This window comes from Dehalobacter sp. (assembly GCA_023667845.1).
Lineage (GTDB): Bacteria > Bacillota > Desulfitobacteriia > Desulfitobacteriales > Syntrophobotulaceae > Dehalobacter.
Genome location: JAMPIU010000053.1, coordinates 200,820 through 219,902 on the forward strand (window position 1 = coordinate 200,820; position 19,083 = coordinate 219,902).

The 19,083-nt window shown below is 41.8% G+C and carries 18 protein-coding genes, 3 tRNA genes, 3 pseudogenes and 1 riboswitch; of the genes and pseudogenes, 21 read left to right on the forward strand and 3 right to left on the reverse strand.

What is annotated here, in order from left to right:
- The first annotated feature begins 17 nt into the window (after positions 1–17).
- The 14 genes and pseudogenes from NC238_04610 to NC238_04675 all read left to right on the forward strand — a co-directional run bounded on the left by NC238_04610 (position 18) and on the right by NC238_04675 (position 10,195).
- Positions 18–464 carry a MarR family transcriptional regulator gene (locus NC238_04610; GenBank protein ID MCM1565241.1) on the forward strand — a complete coding sequence of 149 codons (447 nt, stop codon included), beginning with the start codon at positions 18–20 and terminating at the stop codon, positions 462–464.
- Between the two features lie 40 nt (positions 465–504).
- On the forward strand, positions 505–1,395 hold the full coding sequence (locus tag NC238_04615; protein MCM1565242.1) for a permease: 891 nt from the start codon (positions 505–507) through the stop codon (positions 1,393–1,395).
- Positions 1,396–1,433: 38 nt separating this feature from the next.
- A complete protein-coding gene (locus NC238_04620) occupies positions 1,434–1,604 on the forward strand; it encodes a hypothetical protein (GenBank protein ID MCM1565243.1) in 171 nt (56 codons plus the stop codon).
- A gap of 14 nt (positions 1,605–1,618) precedes the next feature.
- A complete protein-coding gene (locus NC238_04625) occupies positions 1,619–2,773 on the forward strand; it encodes an aminotransferase class V-fold PLP-dependent enzyme (GenBank protein ID MCM1565244.1) in 1,155 nt (384 codons plus the stop codon).
- 40 nt (positions 2,774–2,813) lie between these two features.
- Positions 2,814–3,317: a Fe-S cluster protein gene (locus NC238_04630; protein ID MCM1565245.1), complete on the forward strand. Its 504-nt coding sequence runs from the start codon at positions 2,814–2,816 to the stop codon at positions 3,315–3,317.
- 68 nt (positions 3,318–3,385) lie between these two features.
- A complete protein-coding gene (locus tag NC238_04635; GenBank protein MCM1565246.1) occupies positions 3,386–3,781 on the forward strand; it encodes a metalloregulator ArsR/SmtB family transcription factor in 396 nt (131 codons plus the stop codon).
- Positions 3,782–3,796: 15 nt separating this feature from the next.
- Positions 3,797–3,969 (forward strand): annotated as a pseudogene (locus tag NC238_04640) (glyoxalase).
- 170 nt (positions 3,970–4,139) lie between these two features.
- Positions 4,140–4,682: pseudogene (locus NC238_04645) on the forward strand (hypothetical protein).
- 55 nt (positions 4,683–4,737) lie between these two features.
- A tRNA-Cys gene (locus tag NC238_04650) sits at positions 4,738–4,833 on the forward strand.
- Between the two features lie 22 nt (positions 4,834–4,855).
- The gene (gene gltX, locus NC238_04655) at positions 4,856–6,325 is read left to right on the forward strand and encodes a glutamate--tRNA ligase (GenBank protein MCM1565247.1); all 1,470 of its coding nucleotides are present in this window, start codon (positions 4,856–4,858) and stop codon (positions 6,323–6,325) included.
- Positions 6,326–6,412: 87 nt separating this feature from the next.
- Positions 6,413–6,487 (forward strand) — tRNA-Glu (locus NC238_04660).
- Between the two features lie 496 nt (positions 6,488–6,983).
- Complete coding sequence (gene fdhF, locus NC238_04665) at positions 6,984–9,662, forward strand: formate dehydrogenase subunit alpha (protein MCM1565248.1); 2,679 nt, start codon at positions 6,984–6,986, stop codon at positions 9,660–9,662.
- A gap of 45 nt (positions 9,663–9,707) precedes the next feature.
- Positions 9,708–10,043 carry an iron-sulfur cluster assembly accessory protein gene (locus tag NC238_04670; GenBank protein ID MCM1565249.1) on the forward strand — a complete coding sequence of 112 codons (336 nt, stop codon included), beginning with the start codon at positions 9,708–9,710 and terminating at the stop codon, positions 10,041–10,043.
- A gap of 76 nt (positions 10,044–10,119) precedes the next feature.
- Positions 10,120–10,195: transfer RNA gene (locus tag NC238_04675), tRNA-Lys, on the forward strand.
- Positions 10,196–10,427: 232 nt separating this feature from the next.
- Here NC238_04675 and NC238_04680 read toward each other — a convergent pair.
- Positions 10,428–11,369: a helix-turn-helix transcriptional regulator gene (locus NC238_04680; protein ID MCM1565250.1), complete on the reverse strand. Its 942-nt coding sequence runs from the start codon at positions 11,367–11,369 to the stop codon at positions 10,428–10,430.
- 213 nt (positions 11,370–11,582) lie between these two features.
- Here NC238_04680 and NC238_04685 point away from each other — a divergent pair, with 213 nt between their 5' ends.
- The 7 genes and pseudogenes from NC238_04685 (at position 11,583) to NC238_04715 (ending at position 18,140) form a co-directional block, all read left to right on the forward strand.
- Positions 11,583–12,644 (forward strand): AbrB family transcriptional regulator, encoded by a 1,062-nt coding sequence (locus tag NC238_04685; protein ID MCM1565251.1) that lies wholly within the window; start codon positions 11,583–11,585, stop codon positions 12,642–12,644.
- A 44-nt stretch (positions 12,645–12,688) separates the two neighbouring features.
- The gene (gene gap, locus NC238_04690; protein MCM1565252.1) at positions 12,689–13,717 is read left to right on the forward strand and encodes a type I glyceraldehyde-3-phosphate dehydrogenase; all 1,029 of its coding nucleotides are present in this window, start codon (positions 12,689–12,691) and stop codon (positions 13,715–13,717) included.
- A gap of 89 nt (positions 13,718–13,806) precedes the next feature.
- Positions 13,807–13,934: riboswitch (molybdenum cofactor riboswitch) on the forward strand.
- Positions 13,935–14,040: 106 nt separating this feature from the next.
- Positions 14,041–14,856, forward strand: coding sequence for a molybdate ABC transporter substrate-binding protein (gene modA / locus NC238_04695; protein MCM1565253.1), 816 nt, complete (start codon positions 14,041–14,043; stop codon positions 14,854–14,856).
- Between the two features lie 4 nt (positions 14,857–14,860).
- Positions 14,861–15,532, forward strand: coding sequence for a molybdate ABC transporter permease subunit (gene modB, locus NC238_04700; protein ID MCM1565254.1), 672 nt, complete (start codon positions 14,861–14,863; stop codon positions 15,530–15,532).
- A gap of 6 nt (positions 15,533–15,538) precedes the next feature.
- On the forward strand, positions 15,539–16,624 hold the full coding sequence (locus NC238_04705) for an ABC transporter ATP-binding protein (GenBank protein ID MCM1565255.1): 1,086 nt from the start codon (positions 15,539–15,541) through the stop codon (positions 16,622–16,624).
- Positions 16,625–17,003: 379 nt separating this feature from the next.
- Positions 17,004–17,390, forward strand: a pseudogene (locus NC238_04710) (YkvA family protein).
- A gap of 111 nt (positions 17,391–17,501) precedes the next feature.
- A complete protein-coding gene (locus NC238_04715; protein MCM1565256.1) occupies positions 17,502–18,140 on the forward strand; it encodes a sulfite exporter TauE/SafE family protein in 639 nt (212 codons plus the stop codon).
- A 72-nt stretch (positions 18,141–18,212) separates the two neighbouring features.
- Here the strand turns inward: NC238_04715 and NC238_04720 are convergent, their stop codons facing one another.
- Positions 18,213–18,563 carry a DUF190 domain-containing protein gene (locus NC238_04720; protein MCM1565257.1) on the reverse strand — a complete coding sequence of 117 codons (351 nt, stop codon included), beginning with the start codon at positions 18,561–18,563 and terminating at the stop codon, positions 18,213–18,215.
- Positions 18,564–18,579: 16 nt separating this feature from the next.
- On the reverse strand, positions 18,580–18,954 hold the full coding sequence (gene crcB, locus NC238_04725) for a fluoride efflux transporter CrcB (protein ID MCM1565258.1): 375 nt from the start codon (positions 18,952–18,954) through the stop codon (positions 18,580–18,582).
- Positions 18,955–19,083: the final 129 nt, after the last annotated feature.

Here is a 19,083-nt window from a genome sequence, read left to right on the forward strand (position 1 = left end):
TGTATGGTGGTGGTTAAATGGATGACAGGATTGTCGATATTTATAATTTGCTCCAAGAAATGTCTTGGCAATTTGGAGATCATGGATTTAACGGGGAATGCTGCGGGGATTTGTCTTTGGTTGAATATATGGCCTTAAAGAAAATTCTTAATAACAAAGATATTACTATTCAGGAGATTGGCGGTGCTTTGAATTTTACCAAAAGCGGCGCAACGCGGATTATTGATCGGCTGGAGCAAAAAGGTTATGTTTTGCGGGAACAATCTTCTGTTGATGGCCGGGTGTGTTGTGTAAATCTTACATCCAAAGGCACTAAGGTCATGACAGAAATAATCGAGAAGTATACGCAGTATATCCAGGATCTACTCCAAGAATTTGAGTCAGAGAAAATCGAAAGTATGCGGGATTCATTAGGGGACCTTGTCGAAGCAATAAAGAAAAAACCTTTTAAATCTTGTATTTGATTCAAATTGTTGTATCGGATTCAAAATGGAGGGGATGTCTATGAATTCGCTAATAGTAACCTTAAAGTATTTCATTACAATAATGGCTGAACTAACAGTTCTTTTTATTGCCATCAGTACGATTATCGCCCTGGCTTTAATGTATATCAATCAGGATAAACTAAAAAAATGGATGTCGGGTAAAGGCATACTTGGGAATCTCATGGCAGTACTATTTGGTGCTGTAACTCCATTTTGCGCCTGTTCCACAGTACCGATAACGCTTGGCTTTTTACAGGCAGGTATTCCTTTTGGTACCGTAATGTCCTTTGTTATAGCTTCACCTCTAATGGACCCTCTTGTGTTTTCACTGCTTACTGCTTTTATGGGTTGGAAAGTAGCTGTGGGATTTCTTGTCTTGACGTCTGCTTTTGCGATAATTTTTGGAATAATCCTTGAAAAACTGGGATGGGCTGATCAGGTGAAAAATGTCCGGATTAAGGGGTCAGGTTACCAAACGGAAGTAGAAGAAAAGCAATTCTCAGTCAGATTAAAAAAAGCTTTTTCAAAAGCCTGGGGTGATTATAAAGCTGTATTTATCTATATGATCATTGGGGTAGCAATTGGAGCAGCTATATACGGCTATATGCCTACGGATCTTCTAGCCAGAATCGCCAGCCCGGACAATCCGTTTGCAGTCTTAATAGCAGCTTTAATTGGAATGCCCCTCTATATAAGAGTTGAATCAGCCATTCCCATAGGTATCGCCTTGCTGGGAAAGGGTGTAAGCATTGGTGCAGTCGTCGCCTTTATTATCAGCGGAGCCGGTATTGCTATTCCTGAATTATCTATGCTTGCCAGTATGTTTAAGAAAAAAATAATTATTGCTTTTGTTGTGATTGTTTTTGTAATGGCTGTATTATCGGGATTGATTTTCAATATGCTTTCGTAAACATGTTAAAATAATTTAAAGTAAAGGGGTAATCATTTATGAAAAACGAAGAAGGAAAAAAAGGTCTGTTTGGTCGAATAATAGGTAGTAATAAAAGCAAAAAGGACTCTTGCTGCTGCAACTTTGAATTAGAAGAAATTCCTGCCGAAAACAATGAACAAAGTGGGGAACAAGCAAAAAAAGAAGAGGGTAATTCCTGCTGCAAATAAGGAGCTGTTTTATATTGGGCATGTATTTGGACAATGCCGCAACATCATTCCCAAAACCTAAAGCCGTTGCTCAAGTTGTGTATGATTTCATGACCGAGAATGGCTGTACATCGGGCCGCGGTGCTTATGAAAAAGCAATAGAAGCCGACAAGTTTGTTTATCAAACCCGTAAGGCTATAGCTGGTTTATTTCATTTCACTGATCCTAAAAAAGTCATCTTTACCTCCAATATCACAGAATCATTAAATCTGGCTATTCAAGGCATCCTAAAAGAAGGCGACCATGTCATTGTCAGCAGCGTGGAACACAATGGCGTATGGCGGTGCGTAAAAACTCTGGAAAGAGACAAAGGGATCACAATTTCTAAGATACCTTGTTCCAAAGACGGGTATACAAAAGCAGATGATATCAAAAACCTGATAAGAAAAAATACAGCTTTGGTGGTCATGACCCATGCTTCAAATGTTCTGGGAACGATTCAGCCAATTGCAGAAATTGGCCGTATATGCAGAAATAATAACATTCCATTTCTAGTTGATGCTGCTCAAACTGCGGGTGTACTTACGATAGATATAATCAATAATAATATTGATTTATTGGCTTTTACCGGGCACAAAGGTCTTCTTGGCCCCATGGGTACCGGAGGTCTTGTCATCAACTGGGATGGTGATATCCATCCGTTAAAATCTGGTGGTACCGGCGGTGATTCTGCTTATGAGTATCAGCCGGATTATTATCCAAACAAACTTGAAACCGGAACACTAAATGTTCCCGGTATTATCGGGCTGCATGAAGCTATAAAATTTGTTCAACAAGAGGGTTTGGATATTATACATAGGAAAGAAACTGAACTGATGGACTATGCCCTGAACCGACTGCAAGAAGTTGATAATATTACCATATATGGTCCTCAAGACAGCAGTAAGACCATAGGCGTTATCCCTTTTAATTTAAGGAATAAAACCTGTGAAAAAGTTGCTTATGAATTGGACCAAAATTATGGGATAATGATCCGCTCAGGCTTACATTGCGCTCCAAGTGCCCATCAATTAATAGGCACCGAGAAAACAGGTACGTGCAGAATTGGCATTGGTTACTTTAATGAAAAGAATGATATTGATCATTTGGTTGAAGCACTGAAAATAATCAGCAGTAATAAAAATGATTAGTAGCAATTAATAAGGGGGGCTTATTATTTACCTGGAAGATGTGCAAATCACATTTATTGAGCCATGTACTGCGGATATTGAAAAGATGAGGTTCAAGGCAAAATTTTCTAGAGATATTGCCGATATATTGCCATATTTAAACCGACGAATAAAATCCGGGCAATACAATGATCAGGCAAAAACTTTGACATATAATCAAGGGATTTTGATGATTACTATCCAGCCAGATATTTTATCTGTCGCCAAAATCGTCAATGAATCCGAAGCCTATGAAATGAGCGATGCTATAAAGGATCTGATTAACGAAACATATGATATGAAAGACGAGCTCACTCCTTTGTATAAGATGAGAAAAAAGCCATCAGCAATTGATATATATAAGTATTTGCCAAAGACAAATTGCAAGGTATGCGGGGAGCTCTCCTGTATGGCTTTCGCCGCCAAACTGATATCTACAACAAAGAGTATAGAGCAATGCTCACCACTCTATCAGCAAGATAAACAAGACAATTTAAACGAGATTATAGGACTTTTAAATTTTTAGTTTTTATCGGACATATCGTAAACTGTGTCCGTTTTTTTTCTTTAAGTTGTTTGATACAGGAGATTTATATGAATGAAATAGTAAACTTATTTAATATACTCGCTGATAAAACAAGACTGCGCATTTTATTATTGTTAATAAATCATGAATTGTGCGTTTGTGATATCTCTGAAGCTCTTGAAATGTCCCAACCCAGGGTTTCAAGGCAATTAGCTTTATTAAAACGGGCAAGATTGACAAAGGACAGAAGAGAGGGTAAGTGGATCTATTATAAAATAGAAGAAAACAATGATACATTACATTGTCTTCAAATACTTGAACTTATGACTGATTGGTTGAAAGATGATCATGAGGTCAGCAATGATAAAGCGATGTTAAATCAAATTTTATGTATGAAAGATAAGATAGGAAGTTGCTGTATATCATCTGGTGAAGAAACTATAGGAAAACAATTTCTGCTATAAGGAGGGTAATCCGTTTATTCATGGGGACAGAGAGTGGTTCGCTTCTATGACCTGAATAAACACATCATCGAAGTCGGCGAAAACATTAATATGGTTATAAAGCGTTTATAGACAGCGGTCTTTCTATTGAGGAAACGGCCGCTCGAATGGATGTTCCAATTGACTATATAAAATCATCTTTGGAATAGCACTACGAGAAAATTTAAAGATGCCAGAGCCCATTATATTCTGGTGTCTTTAAATTTTATAATTTAGATGCCATCAGGCAGGAGCACAAGAGGCTATGTTTTTCTTTTTTGAAAGCATAGCCTCTTGTGCTCCTGCCTGATGTAGCGAAAAAAGAATGGAGGAAATCAAAATGGCAAACGAAACAATGCGTATCTTTTTCCCTCTAAAGATCATCACTTACCCTCAAGGCGAGTATGGAATGGATGACAATCCGCTAGAGATTACTCCCGGAGAGCTGTGGCTTACGAGGATGCTATCCTCGCCGCCATCGCCAAAGAAAACCGTCTCTTTGAAAACGACCGAGGACTTGCCGAGTACATCCACGACGAAGTTCTCAACGAAAAGGTATATAGCCTGTATCCGTCAGTGGAGGTTGTCGATGGCGAGCTGTGGGGAGTCATGACAGCTGGGCTGAAAGATTCCCTCTCAGGAGAAGAAACCGCGGAGCTTCTTGACTTTGTGACTGGACAAAACAGTGACGGCTACGGCGAAGGACTCGAGCAGCGTCCCATCAAAACACCAGACGGTGAAATCTACATCAGCTTCGCATGTAAGAGGTCGTGGGTTCAAATCCAATCATCTCCACCATAATTTAAAAATTACGCAATATATATTCAATTACGAGCCTTCTAAGAGTTTTAGGGAGGCTCGTTTTACATATAATATGTGTTGAAACTGTCAAACAAACGGGGAACGGGACAATTATCTATATTATGGTATAATAACGGGGGAAGAACGGGGCTGGGCCCCCCGCGAGCTGCAAACTCGTTGGCCTGGCTGCAGAACAGTCGGGAGTCCGGTTCGATTCCGACTTCTTCCCTCCAATAATCGTTAAGGAGTGTCCAGATGGAGCAGGTAAGAGTGCGATTTGCCCCGAGCCCAACCGGCTATTTGCATATTGGCGGGGCAAGAACGGCGTTATTTAATTGGCTATTTGCACGGCAAAATAATGGAAAATTTGTTCTTCGCATTGAAGATACGGATAGTGCAAGGCTAAAAAAAGATTCTGTTGAGCAAATTCTCCATAGCCTCAAATGGCTGGGAATTGATTGGGATGAAGGCCCGGAACAGGGAGGCGATTATGGTCCCTATTACCAATCACAACGGCAAGAATTTTATACGGCTGCCGCAAAATATTTAATCGACAGTGGGAAGGCCTATTATTGCTTTTGCACAGAAGAAGAGCTGGAAGCAGAGCGGGAGAGCCAACGAAAAGAAGGAATACCGGTTGGCTATAGCGGGAAGTGCTGTAATATATCAGACGAGGAAGTTCAGGAACGACTAAAGCAGGGGTTAAAGCCGGTTATTCGTTTGAAGCTGCCTAAGTCCGGCCAAATCATCGTCGATGATATCATACGGGGATCAGTAAGTTTTAATTTTAACCAGTACGATGATTTTGTGATCGTAAAATCCAACGGCTCACCGGCGTATAATTTTGCTTGCGTCATTGATGACCACGCCATGCAGATCAGTCATGTGATCAGGGCGGAAGAACACTTGCCCAATACGCCCAAACAACAATTTATTTGTGGAGCAATGGAATACAAGGTTCCAAAGTTTGCGCATCTGTCCATGATTTTGGCTCCTGATCGCAGTAAATTAAGCAAACGACATGGCGCTACATCCGTGAGTGAATTTGAAGAGATGGGCTGTCTTCCCGAAGCACTCACGAATTATTTAACGCTTTTGGGTTGGTCTCCCTCAGAAGAACAAGGTGAGATTCTGACCCCGGAAGAGACGATACGTACCTTCTCTCTGGCAAAAGTCTCGAAGACAGCGGCAGTCTATGATTTGCCAAAGCTTAATTGGCTTAACGGTCAATATATTACAAAATATGACCTTGATAAACTCACGGATTGCGCTATGCCTTTTCTGATTAAAGAAGGTATTGTCTCGGAAATTGAAGCAGAGAATAAGCAGGATTATATCATGGCGGTTATCCAGGCTGTTCGGGAAAGAGTGAGAACATTACAAGAACTCCCTGAAGCTTGCAGGTATTTCTTCCAAAATATTGCGAACTACGAGGAAAAGGGAATCGAGAAGTATTTCAGGATAGAAAATGCAGCTTTTTTACTGACTAAAGGCCAAGAATGTCTGGCTCGGGTGGAGGACTTTACTATGGAGAAAACGGAAAAAGCCTATCGCGATTTGATTGAGGAGTTAAATATTAAGAGCGGTCAGCTTATTCATCCGACAAGACTCGCTTTGACCGGACGTACGGCAAGTCCCGGCTTATTTGATGTTATGGTATTGTTAGGAAAAGAAAGATGCTTGGACCGTCTTGAAAAAGCGATTAAATTGATTGAAGAGCTGTAGGAGGGGTTATAAATTGACAATTGGTCGAAGATGCAGCCCTAAAATGCTTGTGTTTTTTCAAACAAATCTATATAATAGGTTTATTGTGGCCCCATAGTCAAGCGGCCAAGACGCTGCCCTCTCAAGGCGGAAACAGGGGTTCGATTCCCCTTGGGGCTACCATCAATTACCTTATTAAAAATAATTGAAGAAATAGAATTCGACCATCTTTCAAGAAATAGAGAGATGGTTATATTTTTAGATACCAACAAAGGACATCTTAAAATAATAAAATGATATCTAAAAATTAACAATAGACATTAATACTGTTTTTACAAGATAGATATACTAAAATTGTCACAGAATGAAGTGCCGAAACAGCTTGGCAGGAGGTGAGAAAGTGCTTACAGGAGCAGAGCTTAGAAAAACCACAGAGCGCAGGAAATGAGAAATCGCTCATGAACCGGTGGTTCATATTATCTTAAAATACAATAGCGCAACGAGAGAATTACACCCTGGAGAGCCTTTCTTAACGAACTGGGGCTGTTGGTGTAATAACAACGACCGGTGCTGAAATTAATAGTTCAACCGGTTATAGGTGTATTGTATTTTAGGAGCCTAAGAAGTATTTAGGGTCCTTTTCGTTATGCTTAAATTCATTTGTAAAGGAGCAAAGTTAATGGCGTTAATCAAACTTAACATCAATGGACAGGAAGTTGAAGCACCGGCGGGAAGTACAGTACTCCAGGCAGCAGAATATGCTGGTATTGATATCCCCAGATTCTGTTATTCTCCGGATCTAAGCCTGCTGGGAGCATGCCGGATCTGTGTCGTCGAGATTGAGGGGATGCGCGGCATGCCAACATCGTGCACGACTCAGGCAGTATCGGGAATGATCGTGCGTACTGAATCACCGGAAGTTGTCCAAGCACGCAAAACAATTCTGGAGCTTATGCTTGCTAACCATCCAATGGATTGTCTGACCTGTGACAAAATGGGGGATTGCAAGCTGGCTGAATATGCCTATCGGTACGGCATTAAGGATACCCCATTTAAAGGAGAAAAACGCAATTATCCTATCGATCAAAGTGACCCATTCATTATTCGTGATCTGAATAAGTGCATTCTCTGTGGTTCCTGTGTCAGAGCATGCGAAGAAATAACGGGACAGGATAATCTTTCTTACATGTACCGGGGATTCGACGCGATGGCAACGACCGCCAATAATGTTCCCTATCTGGAATCTAATTGCGTTTTTTGCGGTCAATGTGTGACGGCATGTCCGACCGGAGCTCTGACTGAAAAGAGTATGTCCGGACAAGGTCGACGCTGGGAGTTTGAACGGGTCAGGACGACTTGCCCCTTCTGCGGCACCGGTTGCAATTATGATCTGGCAGTAAGAGAAGGCAAGGTTGTCGGCGTGCTCACCAGCCCCGATAATCCGGTGAACCAACGGGCCTTGTGTGTGAAAGGACGTTTTGGCTGGGATTTCATCTACAGTCCGAAACGCTTAACCAAACCGCTGATCAAAAAAAATGGCGAATTTGAAGAAGCAAGCTGGGATGAAGCTTATGATCTCATCAGTCAGCGTTTTAATGAGATAAAAGCAAAGTATGGTGCTAATTCCTTTGCGGCCTTAAGTTCGGCACGGTGTACGAATGAGACGAACTATCTTGTGCAAAAGTTTACGCGGGCGGTGATGGGCACAAACAATATTGATCACTGTGCCCGTACCTGTCATGCACCGTCTGTAGCGGGGCTGAATATTTCTTTCGGCAGCGGAGCAATGACCAATCCTATCCATGAAATACAAGATGAGGCCCAGCTTTTGCTGCTCATCGGCACAAATCCTACCGAATCCTACCCGGTTATCGGTTATAAGATGCGCCAGGCAGTCCGCCATGGCTGTAAGATGGTGGTATGTGATCCGCGCCGTACGGAGTTGGCGGAGGAAGCGGATATCTGGCTGCAGCAAAAGCATGGCACGGACATCCTGCTCCTCAACGGCTTAATGCATATTATTATTAAAGAAGGGCTGGAAGACAGGCAGTTTATTGTGGAACGCACTGAAAATTATGAGAATTTGAAGCAGGTTGTAGAACGATACACTCCGGAATATGTGTCTGAGCTGACCGGGGTCAGTATTGATGATCTGTATCGGGTGGCGCGTCTTTATGCCACAACGAATAAAGCGATGATCTTTTACTCCCTGGGGATTACCGAACACATCTGCGGCACTTTCAATGTCATGACCATTGCCAATCTGGCTATGCTGACAGGGCATGTGGGAAGGCCGGGAACAGGCGTATGCCCCATACGGGGGCAGAACAATGTCCAAGGTGCTTGCGATATGGGCGCTCTGCCCAATGGGTATTCCGGGTACCAGGAAGTCACTTCGGATGTCGTACGGGAAAAACATGAAAAGGCTTGGGGTGCTTCCCTGTCCAACAAGATGGGCTTGAAAATTCCTGAAATGTTTGCTGCTGCTCAGGAAGGAAGTATCAAGGCCATGTATATTCTGGGCGAAAACCCTGTATTAACAGATCCCGATGCCAACCATATTAAAGAAGCGCTGGCGAAGCTTGATTTCCTTGTCGTTCAGGAATTGTTTATGACGGAAACGGCGGCCTTTGCCGATGTCGTTCTTCCGGGTGCCAGTTACGCCGAGACCGACGGCACTTTCACCAATACGGAACGCCGTGTCCAGAGAGTGCGGAAAGCTATCGAACCCTTAGCCGGGCAGGCTGACTGGGAAACGATCTGCCACATGGTGAGTCATATGGGTTACCCCATGAACTATGATGATCCGAGTCAGATCTGGGATGAAATGTCCTCCTTATCGCCCTTGTTTGCCGGTATAAATTACGACCGTCTGGAGAGGGAATCTTTACAGTGGCCGTGTCCAAATACGGAGAATCCGGGGACTCCCTATTTACATGTCGGACAGTTTACGAGAGGGAAAGGATTGTTCCAGCCTTCCGAGCATATTCCGCCTGGAGAAATGCCTGATACGGAATACCCGATACTGCTGTGTACCGGCAGGGTTCTTCAGCACTACAATGTCACCACGCAAAATACGATTGGCATTAAAAGTGTTTGGGACAAAGAAATGACAGAGGTACATCCGCAGGAAGCGAAAGCATTGGGCCTAACTACCGGCGACAAGATGAAAGTAACTTCCCGCCGCGGTGAAGTGATAACCAATGTAAAAGTCACCGATCGCGTTCAACCTGGTGTGATTTGGATGTCTTTTCATTATTCCGAGACCCCGACAAATGAACTTACAAGTCCATTCGTATGTTCTATTGCAGGGACCGGAGAGTATAAAGTGTGTGCTGTAAAACTAGAGAAGGCCTAAAGACACGTGTTAAATTAAATTAGTATCAATAAGGAGTGATATATTATGGTAGGAATAACTGAACTTGCAGCTCAAAAAGTCAAAGAAGTGCTCAAAGCCCAGAATAAAGAAAATTCATTTATAAGACTGTATCTCGTAGGTGTAGGTTGTGGCGGTCCGAATTTCGGTATGGTTTTGGATGAATCAAAAACAGAGGACGATATTTTGGATGAAGGGTATGGTGTTTCAATACTCACAGATATTAAACTTGCTGATCATTTAGAGGGAGCCATTATAGACTATATAGAATCAGAAAATGGCGGTGGTTTTCAAATACGTACGGCAAAAGCCAATAATGGAGGAGACTGTGGCGGCTGCGGCTGTAATGGAAGTTGCAAATAAAGTCTTGCAAATAAAGTCAAATAAAGTAAATGGAATAACATTGTAAAGTATTTTAATAATTTTAAATGCTGTAATTGCGCCACTAGCTCAGCTGGTAGAGCATCCGACTCTTAATCGGCAGGTCCACGGTTCGATCCCGTGGTGGCGCACCATAATTCTTAATGAGGGTAACCCGACTTACTTTCTCAGATTATCTTAAACCAAGTTTGTCTGATTATTGAATAGTTTGGAAAAGATTTGTTGAGCAAAAACAGGGGCAAAAAAGTGCATTTTTTGCCCCTGTTTTTTGGACTGTTTTATAGATGACATCCGGTATTGGATGTCTTATTATCATAACATTCTTGTAATTCAGTGCCCATTAAATTGTTGACAGTTCTATATAACTTATATTTCCGCTACAATCTTACCCATGTCGCTTGTATCATACCCGCCAATATTTGCAAATTCATTTTTGAAAGCCGTAGAGCGAATGATATTCATCATTGTTTGGATTTCAAAAGTTTGAAAGTCCTCTTTCTTCACAACCAGATCATAGCGTTCTTTCTTAAGCGGGATAAATTCGATATTATCAACCTGTCTGGCAATCTTTTCGTTACCCACAGCCACATCAGCTTCGCCGCTGCTCACGGCACTGGCAACCGCTAAATGAGACTGGTTTTCTTTTTTGTACCCTCTGATTGCGCTCCCGTATATTCCGAGAAGCTTTAGATTCTCGTCTAGAAGAACTCTTGAACCGGCTCCGTGTTCCCTGTTGATCATGGTAATGTCATCGCGCCCAAAGTCTGCCCAACTGGTTATCCCTTTGGGATTTCCTTTAGACACATACAATCCCTGCATACGGCAGGCCAGATGAATAATTACTGTGGGAATCCCGGGAAGCAGTCTTTTAACATAAGGGACATTATACTGATCGGTATCGCTGTCCCATAAATGGGCGGAAGCAACATTGATCTTATTTTTATATAAAGAAACTAAACTGTCATAGCTCCCGATATACGCCCTGAGTGCCGGAATATTATGCAATCGCATATAGTTGGAAAGAATATCAAGAATCAAATCCTGACCGCAGATAATAAAACCGTCCTGTTTTTTCTCGATTCCCAATAAACTAAAATCGGATTTATCATTCGATGATGAATGAATAACAGACGGTCCTTTCTTGGAACGTGATATATAATCCTGTACATCGCTTTCCGTAAAGCGAACCTTTCTGCCAACTTTATAAGAAGTTATTTCGCCTTTTCTAATCAGGTCATAAATTGTACTCTTGCTTACATGAAGCATGTCGGCCACTTCTTGAGTTGACAGCGCTTTTTTTTCACTCATAGTCATCCTCCTAAACTTTAGTCGGCATCTAAAAAATAAACTAAATTATAAAATTCCGTAAAAAAACGTTGACCATATGTGCGAAAATGTACTAATATAGATATTAATTGCTTTTAGAAATGCATTATTGTCTTATTTCGTATTATATAGCACAATTTATCGAAAAGCAAGTGCGAAATAATATGAAACAACACATAAAGAAAAGGGATGGTTATGACTTATTTATATTTACTGCTTACTTTAGCAATTGGAACACTGGCGGGACTCCTCATTAACAAACTAAAGGTTCCCGGAGGGTTATTGGTCGGGGCCATTGCCGGAGCGGCATTATTAAACATCTGTTTTGACGCTGCGTATATGCCAAACCAGACAAAGTTATTGGTGCAAATAATTGCCGGTGCTTTCATTGGATGTTCTATGGAAAAGAGTGACGTGAAAAGACTTCCTAACATTATTAAACCGACCATTATTATGATTTCAGCACTGCTTGTCTTGAATTTGGTAGCGGGTGTGCTAATTCATTTGTCGAGCCCTTTAGATTTAGTTACATCCTTTATGTCCGTTGTTCCCGGTGGAATCAGCGATACGCCAATTATTGCCGCTGTCATGGGCGCGGATGGTTCAAAGGTCGCTGTCATGCAGATTGTACGTCAAGTACTGGGGATTGGGGTCTTTCCTCTATTGATCAGTACTTATGACAATAGAAGGAAAAAAACAGAAGAATTCGGTTTTAGAGAAGCCTATAAGGAAAAACGGCAAAAATCTAAAACAAAATCCTGGACAGCTTTAGTTTGCACATTGATTGTGGCTGCAATCTTTGGGTTGATAGGGAACAAGACAGGCATACCGGCAGGCGCTTTTGTCTTTTCAATTTTATCCGTGCTCATTTTGAAGCTCCGTTATGATTTTGCCTACATGCCCAAATGGTTAAAGAAATTTGCCCAGATTCTTAGCGGTTGTTATTTAGGCAGCACCATTGTTATGTCTGATGTGCTGGAGCTTCGATTTCTTTTGGTTCCGCTTTTCATCATTATAATTGGTTATATGGCAAATTGCTTTATTACAGGTTTCATACTGAGTAAGACCTGTGGTTTCACACGAAAAGAAGCAATGCTTATTACAACGCCTGCGGGTGCTTCAGACATGGCTCTAATTTCTTCAGATATGGGCGTGGAGAATACGGATGTCATCATCTTACAGATTCTTCGCGCAGTTATTGTTATGACATTCTTCCCGCAAATTATTAACTTGATCCTGTATTTTGTCGGTGGATAATTGGCGGATAAGAAGTAATTTTTTAAGATCAGGAGGGTTACGGTATGTCTATTAAAATCGCAATTAATGGTTTTGGGCGGATGGGAAGGCTGGCGTTTCGACAGTTATTTGATGCGGATGGCTACGAAATTGTGGCAGTGAATGATTTAACGGATTCAGAAATGCTGGCCTACCTTTTAAAATATGATACGACGCAGGGCACATACCAATATGCGGATAACGTAAAGGCAGATGAAAATCATCTTGTTGTCAACGACAGAAAGATTAATGTCTATAGTGAGGTTGAGGCTTCCAAGCTACCCTGGAAACAATTGGGCGTAGATATTGTGCTTGAATGTTCCGGTGCTTACTTATCAAAAGAAAAAGCGCATTCGCATATTGTTGCGGGAGCAAAGAGGGTAGTCATTTCAGCTCCGGCTGGCAATGACATACCAACGGTTGTCTATGGTGTCAATGAACAAATCTTGACATCGGAAGACACAATTATATCCGCAGCATCCTGTTCCACAAACGCGCTAGCTCCAATGGTAAGAGCATTGAATGATTATGCGCCGGTCCAAAGCGGCATCATGACGGTTATCCATGGCTTTACAAATACCCAGATGCTGTTGGATGCGCCGCAGAAAAAGGGAAATTTCCGAAGGTCACGTGCGGCATCAACCAATATTATTCCTACTACTGCTGAAGCAGCTAAAGCGGTTGGTGGAGTTATTCCGGAACTGGACGGAAAACTTACGGGATCAGCTGTAAGGGTTCCTGTTCCCGTAGGGTGTTATCTTACACTTGCCGCTGTCGTTCAAGGGAACGGTATTACGGAGAAAAAGATCAATACCGCCATGCAAGAAGCTTCTTCCGAGTGGTTTGGCTATACGGAGGAAGAATATGTCTCTTCCGATATTGTCGGCATGACCTATGCTTCGCTATTTGATGCCACTCAGACATTGGTCAGCAAAGCCGGAGAAAATACGTATCAGGTCAGAGTTGCCGCTTGGTTTGACAATGAAAACTCTTTTGTAAGTCAAATGGTAAGAACAACTAAGTATTTAGCGAAATTAAACAAATTAACCGGATAATCATTTAGCTGACTGATAACAGAATGTTAGATAAGAATAGTAGGAATATATGGAAAATTTCAGTAACATCCCACTATGCTTATTCTAAAATTATATATTATCTCCGAGCCGGTTGGCCTAAAGTATACATGGTTACCGGCCAGGGCCTTGAGCCCTCGGGGTATGTCCGGAAACGGATATGCCTTCCCACTGAAAAGGAGGTGGTAATCTAAGTCATTCAGACCGGCAACGGTGCTGTTATATTTCAGATAGGGTGTTCTCTAAACAATGGGAAAACGTAGGGATACCCGACAATGCATTTACCAATGAAAAGGAGAAAGACTATGAACAGAAAATTGATTGCAAGTGTTTTGATGCTAATTGTTTTAATCGCTACGCTGACCGGCTGTAATTCAACAGCGTCTACGCCAAAAGATACGGCGGATAACACGGCGGCAAAAAAAACAGGCGTAAAAATCACAGTGGCAGCCGCAGCCGATTTAGCTCTTGCTTTTAAAGAAATTGGCGATTTATACGAAAAAACCACAGGCAATGAAGCGGAAATCACTTTCTCGTCCTCAGGAACAGCCAGAGAGCAGATTGCCAACGGCGCGCCTTATGATGTCTATGCCTCGGCCAACGTCAAGTATGTGGATGACTTGATCGCCCAGGACAAAATTATTGCCGACAGCAAAGAATTGTACGCCATAGGCCGGGTAGGCGCGGCAACCCTCAAAAGCAGTTCGCTTCAGGTTAAGGAAGCCAGCGATTTATTGAAACCGGAGTTCAAGAAAATAGCCATTGCCAATCCGGATCATGCCCCCTATGGTGTGGCGGCCAAGGAAGCCTTGGAATCCATGGGTTTATGGGATCAGCTTAAAGACAAATTGGTTTATGCCAAAGATATTCAGGACACGTTAACAATGATTAAAACAGGCAATGTCGAGGCAGGTTTTATCTCCTTGTCGGTGGTTAACAAAGACGAGGTCAACTTCCTGCTCTTTGATGATAAGCTTCATAACCCTTTAAAACAAGCAATCGCTGTTGTGAAAACGACGCAGCACGAACAAGAGGCCAGAGATTTTATCAAATTTGTGAATGGGGAGCAGGGCAGAGAGATCATGAAAAAGTATGGTTTTGTTCTGCCGGGTGAAGTCTAAAACAATGGATAATATCGATCTTTTTCCGCTCTTTTTATCCTTTCGGGTGGCATTAACCGCGACCTTAATTGGCATTGTCTGCGGTCTGCCCTTAGCCTATCTATTAGTTCGCCGTCAAGGGAGATTATCCGATTTTATTGATACGCTGACCAATCTTCCTGTAGTCTTGCCGCCGACCGTTCTGGGCTATTATCTGCTCGTCTTATTGGGACGCAGCTCTTGGATAGGCAGGTTTCTGGAAGAACAGTTCAATATCATGATAGTATTTACGACGACAGGGGCGGTTATTGCCGCCACTGTCGTTTCCATCCCTTATATGATCAAATCATCAAGAGCCGCACTCGCGGAAATCAATGAGGATTACATAAACGCTGCCAGGCTTTTGGGAAGATCCGAACTCAATATATTTGCGACGATTATGGTTCCAATTGCGTGGCGGGGCATTATCTCCGGCATTACCATGTCCTTTGCCAGGGCTCTGGGGGACTTTGGCACAACACTGATGGTCGCCGGTAGTATACCTGGTAAAACGCTTACCATGCCGATTGCCATCTATGACTCTTTGCAGGCCGGAAATTATGATATGGCCAATTTCCTTGTGCTGATCATGACCACGGTGGCCTTCGCGGTCTTATATATTGTCAACAGGTTGGAAAAACGGATCAAGAAGGGGTGAGGCAAGATGTTGGAGGTTACTATAGAAAAAACACTGGGTAATTTTACGCTGCAATCCTCTTTTAGCAGCGGCAATGGTGTTTTGGGGATACTCGGCTCATCAGGCTGCGGCAAGAGTCTGACTTTAAAATGCGTTGCGGGGCTCTATACGCCGGACAAAGGCACAATAAGACTTAACGGCAAAGAATTGTTCAATACAGAAACAAAAGTCAATGTTCTTCCCCGCCATCGGAATATCGGGTATGTATTTCAGAATTATGCCTTATTTCCGCATCTTACCGTTTATAAAAATATAGCCTATGGCGTCCAGCACCTGGATAAAAACAAACGTCATGAATTAGTTACGGAAATGATCGGCAAAATGCAGCTAAGCGGCCACGAAAAACAATACCCGTCCCAACTGTCGGGAGGGCAGCAGCAGCGGGTGGCTTTAGCCCGGACCCTGATCAACGAGCCGGAACTATTGCTGTTGGATGAGCCGTTTTCCGCCTTGGACAGTCATGTCAAGCAGATCCTGGAAAAGGAATTATTAAGTATTATTAAAAAGAATTATCATGGCATTGTACTTTTGGTTACGCATAATATTGAAGAAGCCTACCGTCTGTGTGACCGGATCTTGGTCGTGGATAAAGGGAAATCAATTCAAATCGGGGATAAGGAAGAAATTATTCGTTCTCCAGCGACAGTATCGGCTGCCAGAATTACTGGCTGCAAAAATTTCTTTGAAGTGGATGTTATTGGCGAAGAAGAAGGATATTTAAAGGTAAAATCCGAGAGTTTTTGCTTGAGAACAGCCAAAAGGAATAGTCGATTTTCAAAGAATATGATGGCGGGAATACGCGCTCATGATCTCAGGATATTACCGAATAAAATCGGAACCGCCAACACCTTTGAATGTCAGACTATAGATAAAATCGAGGGTATAGTATCCACGATATTGATTGTTGACTGCCAGGGAAAAACTTTGCAGGTGGAAATACCGAATAATGATTTTCATTGTTTAGCCCACTCTAAGGAACAAAAATTATGGCTTTATTTTCCTGAGGATAAGATTTTTTTAATGGATAAGGAACATAAGCACCGCTTAATTTAAATAAAAAGTAGCTTATAGCGTAATCGGACAGGTGATTTCTGCCTTGCCGAATTCGATAATATTTAAGTTGAGAGCAAAAACCATACCAGAGGGCCTTCGGTACTGGAATCACTTGGACTAAGTCGAGATTTAGCTGACAGCGCCCTTCGGGTAAGTTTTTCGCCGATGAACACCCTGAATGATATTGATGCATTAATTGAAACGATTATCAAATTTATGTTAAAGCATCGTCATTAATTTGGTGTAAATGCCGGTTAATTTGTATAAAAATATTGATTAAATATTGCAGTAGGAATAACATATGGTGCAGATGGTTGATAAGGAATATAATCTATGTACGGCTTAGATGCCGATATTTTTATTTCTTTAAGGGGTTTAAATGTTAAAGTACCGACTCGAAATTCAATTAGAAAAAGCGAAAGACCACGCCCGAAAGCTTAAGAAAGAAGTATTGGCCATATATCTTGCGTGCAAGAGAAAGGATGTTCCTTGGTATGCCAAGATTATTCCGGTTCTGGTTGTAGGATATGCTCTTAGCCCTATTGACCTTATCCCTGATTTTATACCAGTATTGGGCTACCTTTACGATCTTATCCTTGTGCCGCTTGGTATTGCCCTAGCAATTAAGCTGATACCCAAAGACAAGTTAGATGAATGTCGGTCACAGGCAGAAGAGACTTTTAAAAACGGGAAACCGAAAAATTGGGTGGCAGGCTTAATCATAATCCTATTATGGTTTCTCCTTGGCGCTTGGATAGTTGTAAAGTTTTTTGGAACGTATAGCTTTAATGAAATAAGTATTTCGAATCTATATTTTTTATTTTGTGGTAGCTTTTTAGCCGCTGCCATCTCAGGGGCAGCTGGTTTTGGAGGAGCTTTGCTTCTATTGCCTTTGCTGACATACACCATTGGAACAACAATGGCTGTGCCCGTTTTAACCTTAGCTCAGCTTATCGGAAACCTTTCAAGAGTTTCAATAGGATTCAGGCAAATCAAATGGAAGCCGGTTCTGATATTTATTGTTGGAGCAGTACCTGCGGCAATAGTAGGAGCATGCTTCTTTGCCATTGTTCCCACGGATATAATAACCCGTCTTATCGGTGGTTCGATAATTGTTTTTGTTGTCTTAAAGTATTTTAAACTTATTCAATTCAAGTCAGGAAACATTACTATGGTTTGCGGCGGGGTCTTGGTCGGCTTACTGTCAGGATTAGTTGGCAGTGCCGGGCCGATGGGAGCAGCAATTTTTCTATCCTTGAACCTGCCTCCCGTAGCTTATATTGCCAGCGAAGCGGTTACAGCAACTGCAATGCATATAGTAAAAACAATAGTTTACCAAAAGTATATCGGTATTGGAATGAAGGAAGTGGCCTTAGGTTTATTTATGGGAGTCGGCATGATCATAGGTACTTGGGCCGGTAAAAAATTTATAGAGAATATGCCCAAAGAAAAGTTTATCAAGTTTGTCGGTGTACTTTTATGCCTTGTTGGACTACAGATGATTGTTTTTGGTTAAACACAAAAAAAATAAATAATTTTGTCAAAGTAATACGCCAATTTTGTTCTTAATAATTTAAATAAACTAAAATTAGTATTCACTTGTACAATTTATTGCTTCTTTCCCATATTTGTGGATGTCAACATCCACAGTAAAAATCAATCCTTTAGGGACTATTTTGCACAGCTCCGGTATAATAGCTTCAATTTTTGAGGAGCAATCTATTGTTTCGATAACCATGGGTAAATCGGAAGACAGCTCCAGTATTTTGGCGCTTTTGAGTACTTTATCCTGACCATAGCCCAGAACACCTCGGGAAACTGTTGCTCCGCCGATTCCTTTTTCTCTTAACCAATAAACGAGATACTGATAGAGTGTTTTGTTTTCAAATTTTTCACTCTCACCGACATAAATCTTCAATAATTTCCCTTTTTCCAACATGATTTGTCCTCCAGTCTTAAATAAGGCGGGCGAGGCCCATACCTAGAAATACACCAAAGAAACCGATGATAATACTAACCAGTGTATAAATGCCAGCGGTCAAAATATTACCATCCTTGATCAGCATAATTGTCTCATAGCCAAAGGTTGAAAAGGTAGTAAAAGCGCCTAAAAAACCGACAGTGAGTGCCAATCGAATTTCCGGACTTATTGTTAGTTTGTCCAGGAACAAGGTGTTGAGCAGTCCTAATAAGAATGCTCCGGCGATATTAATTATAAAGGTGTGTAAAGGAAAGTCATGAGTCCATTTGTTAGATATCCACATTCCGAGCCCATAACGGGCCACAGCACCAATAGCGCCACCAAAAGCAACCGATAAGAAATTCATCATGATGCATCTTATACTAATTTGCGTATAAATTATTAGATACAATCCAATCCCAGCCAGTAATGCTTTTTACCCTTAAGTGATTATTTTCTAGACTTGCAAGTGTGTCACACAGTCTTAATTCCACGTGTT

What these genes read in the sequence shown, in the direction of transcription:
- NC238_04610 (MCM1565241.1), top strand. Translation starts at nt 18, where the DNA reads ATGGATGACAGGATTGTCGATATTTATAATTTGCTCCAAGAAATGTCT.
- NC238_04615 (MCM1565242.1), top strand. Translation starts at nt 505, where the DNA reads ATGAATTCGCTAATAGTAACCTTAAAGTATTTCATTACAATAATGGCT.
- NC238_04620 (MCM1565243.1), top strand. Translation starts at nt 1,434, where the DNA reads ATGAAAAACGAAGAAGGAAAAAAAGGTCTGTTTGGTCGAATAATAGGT.
- NC238_04635 (MCM1565246.1), top strand. Translation starts at nt 3,386, where the DNA reads ATGAATGAAATAGTAAACTTATTTAATATACTCGCTGATAAAACAAGA.
- gltX (MCM1565247.1), top strand. Translation starts at nt 4,856, where the DNA reads ATGGAGCAGGTAAGAGTGCGATTTGCCCCGAGCCCAACCGGCTATTTG.
- fdhF (MCM1565248.1), top strand. Translation starts at nt 6,984, where the DNA reads ATGGCGTTAATCAAACTTAACATCAATGGACAGGAAGTTGAAGCACCG.
- NC238_04670 (MCM1565249.1), top strand. Translation starts at nt 9,708, where the DNA reads ATGGTAGGAATAACTGAACTTGCAGCTCAAAAAGTCAAAGAAGTGCTC.
- NC238_04680 (MCM1565250.1), bottom strand. Translation starts at nt 11,369, where the DNA reads ATGAGTGAAAAAAAAGCGCTGTCAACTCAAGAAGTGGCCGACATGCTT.
- NC238_04685 (MCM1565251.1), top strand. Translation starts at nt 11,583, where the DNA reads ATGACTTATTTATATTTACTGCTTACTTTAGCAATTGGAACACTGGCG.
- gap (MCM1565252.1), top strand. Translation starts at nt 12,689, where the DNA reads ATGTCTATTAAAATCGCAATTAATGGTTTTGGGCGGATGGGAAGGCTG.
- modA (MCM1565253.1), top strand. Translation starts at nt 14,041, where the DNA reads ATGAACAGAAAATTGATTGCAAGTGTTTTGATGCTAATTGTTTTAATC.
- modB (MCM1565254.1), top strand. Translation starts at nt 14,861, where the DNA reads ATGGATAATATCGATCTTTTTCCGCTCTTTTTATCCTTTCGGGTGGCA.
- NC238_04705 (MCM1565255.1), top strand. Translation starts at nt 15,539, where the DNA reads ATGTTGGAGGTTACTATAGAAAAAACACTGGGTAATTTTACGCTGCAA.
- NC238_04720 (MCM1565257.1), bottom strand. Translation starts at nt 18,563, where the DNA reads ATGTTGGAAAAAGGGAAATTATTGAAGATTTATGTCGGTGAGAGTGAA.
- crcB (MCM1565258.1), bottom strand. Translation starts at nt 18,954, where the DNA reads ATGATGAATTTCTTATCGGTTGCTTTTGGTGGCGCTATTGGTGCTGTG.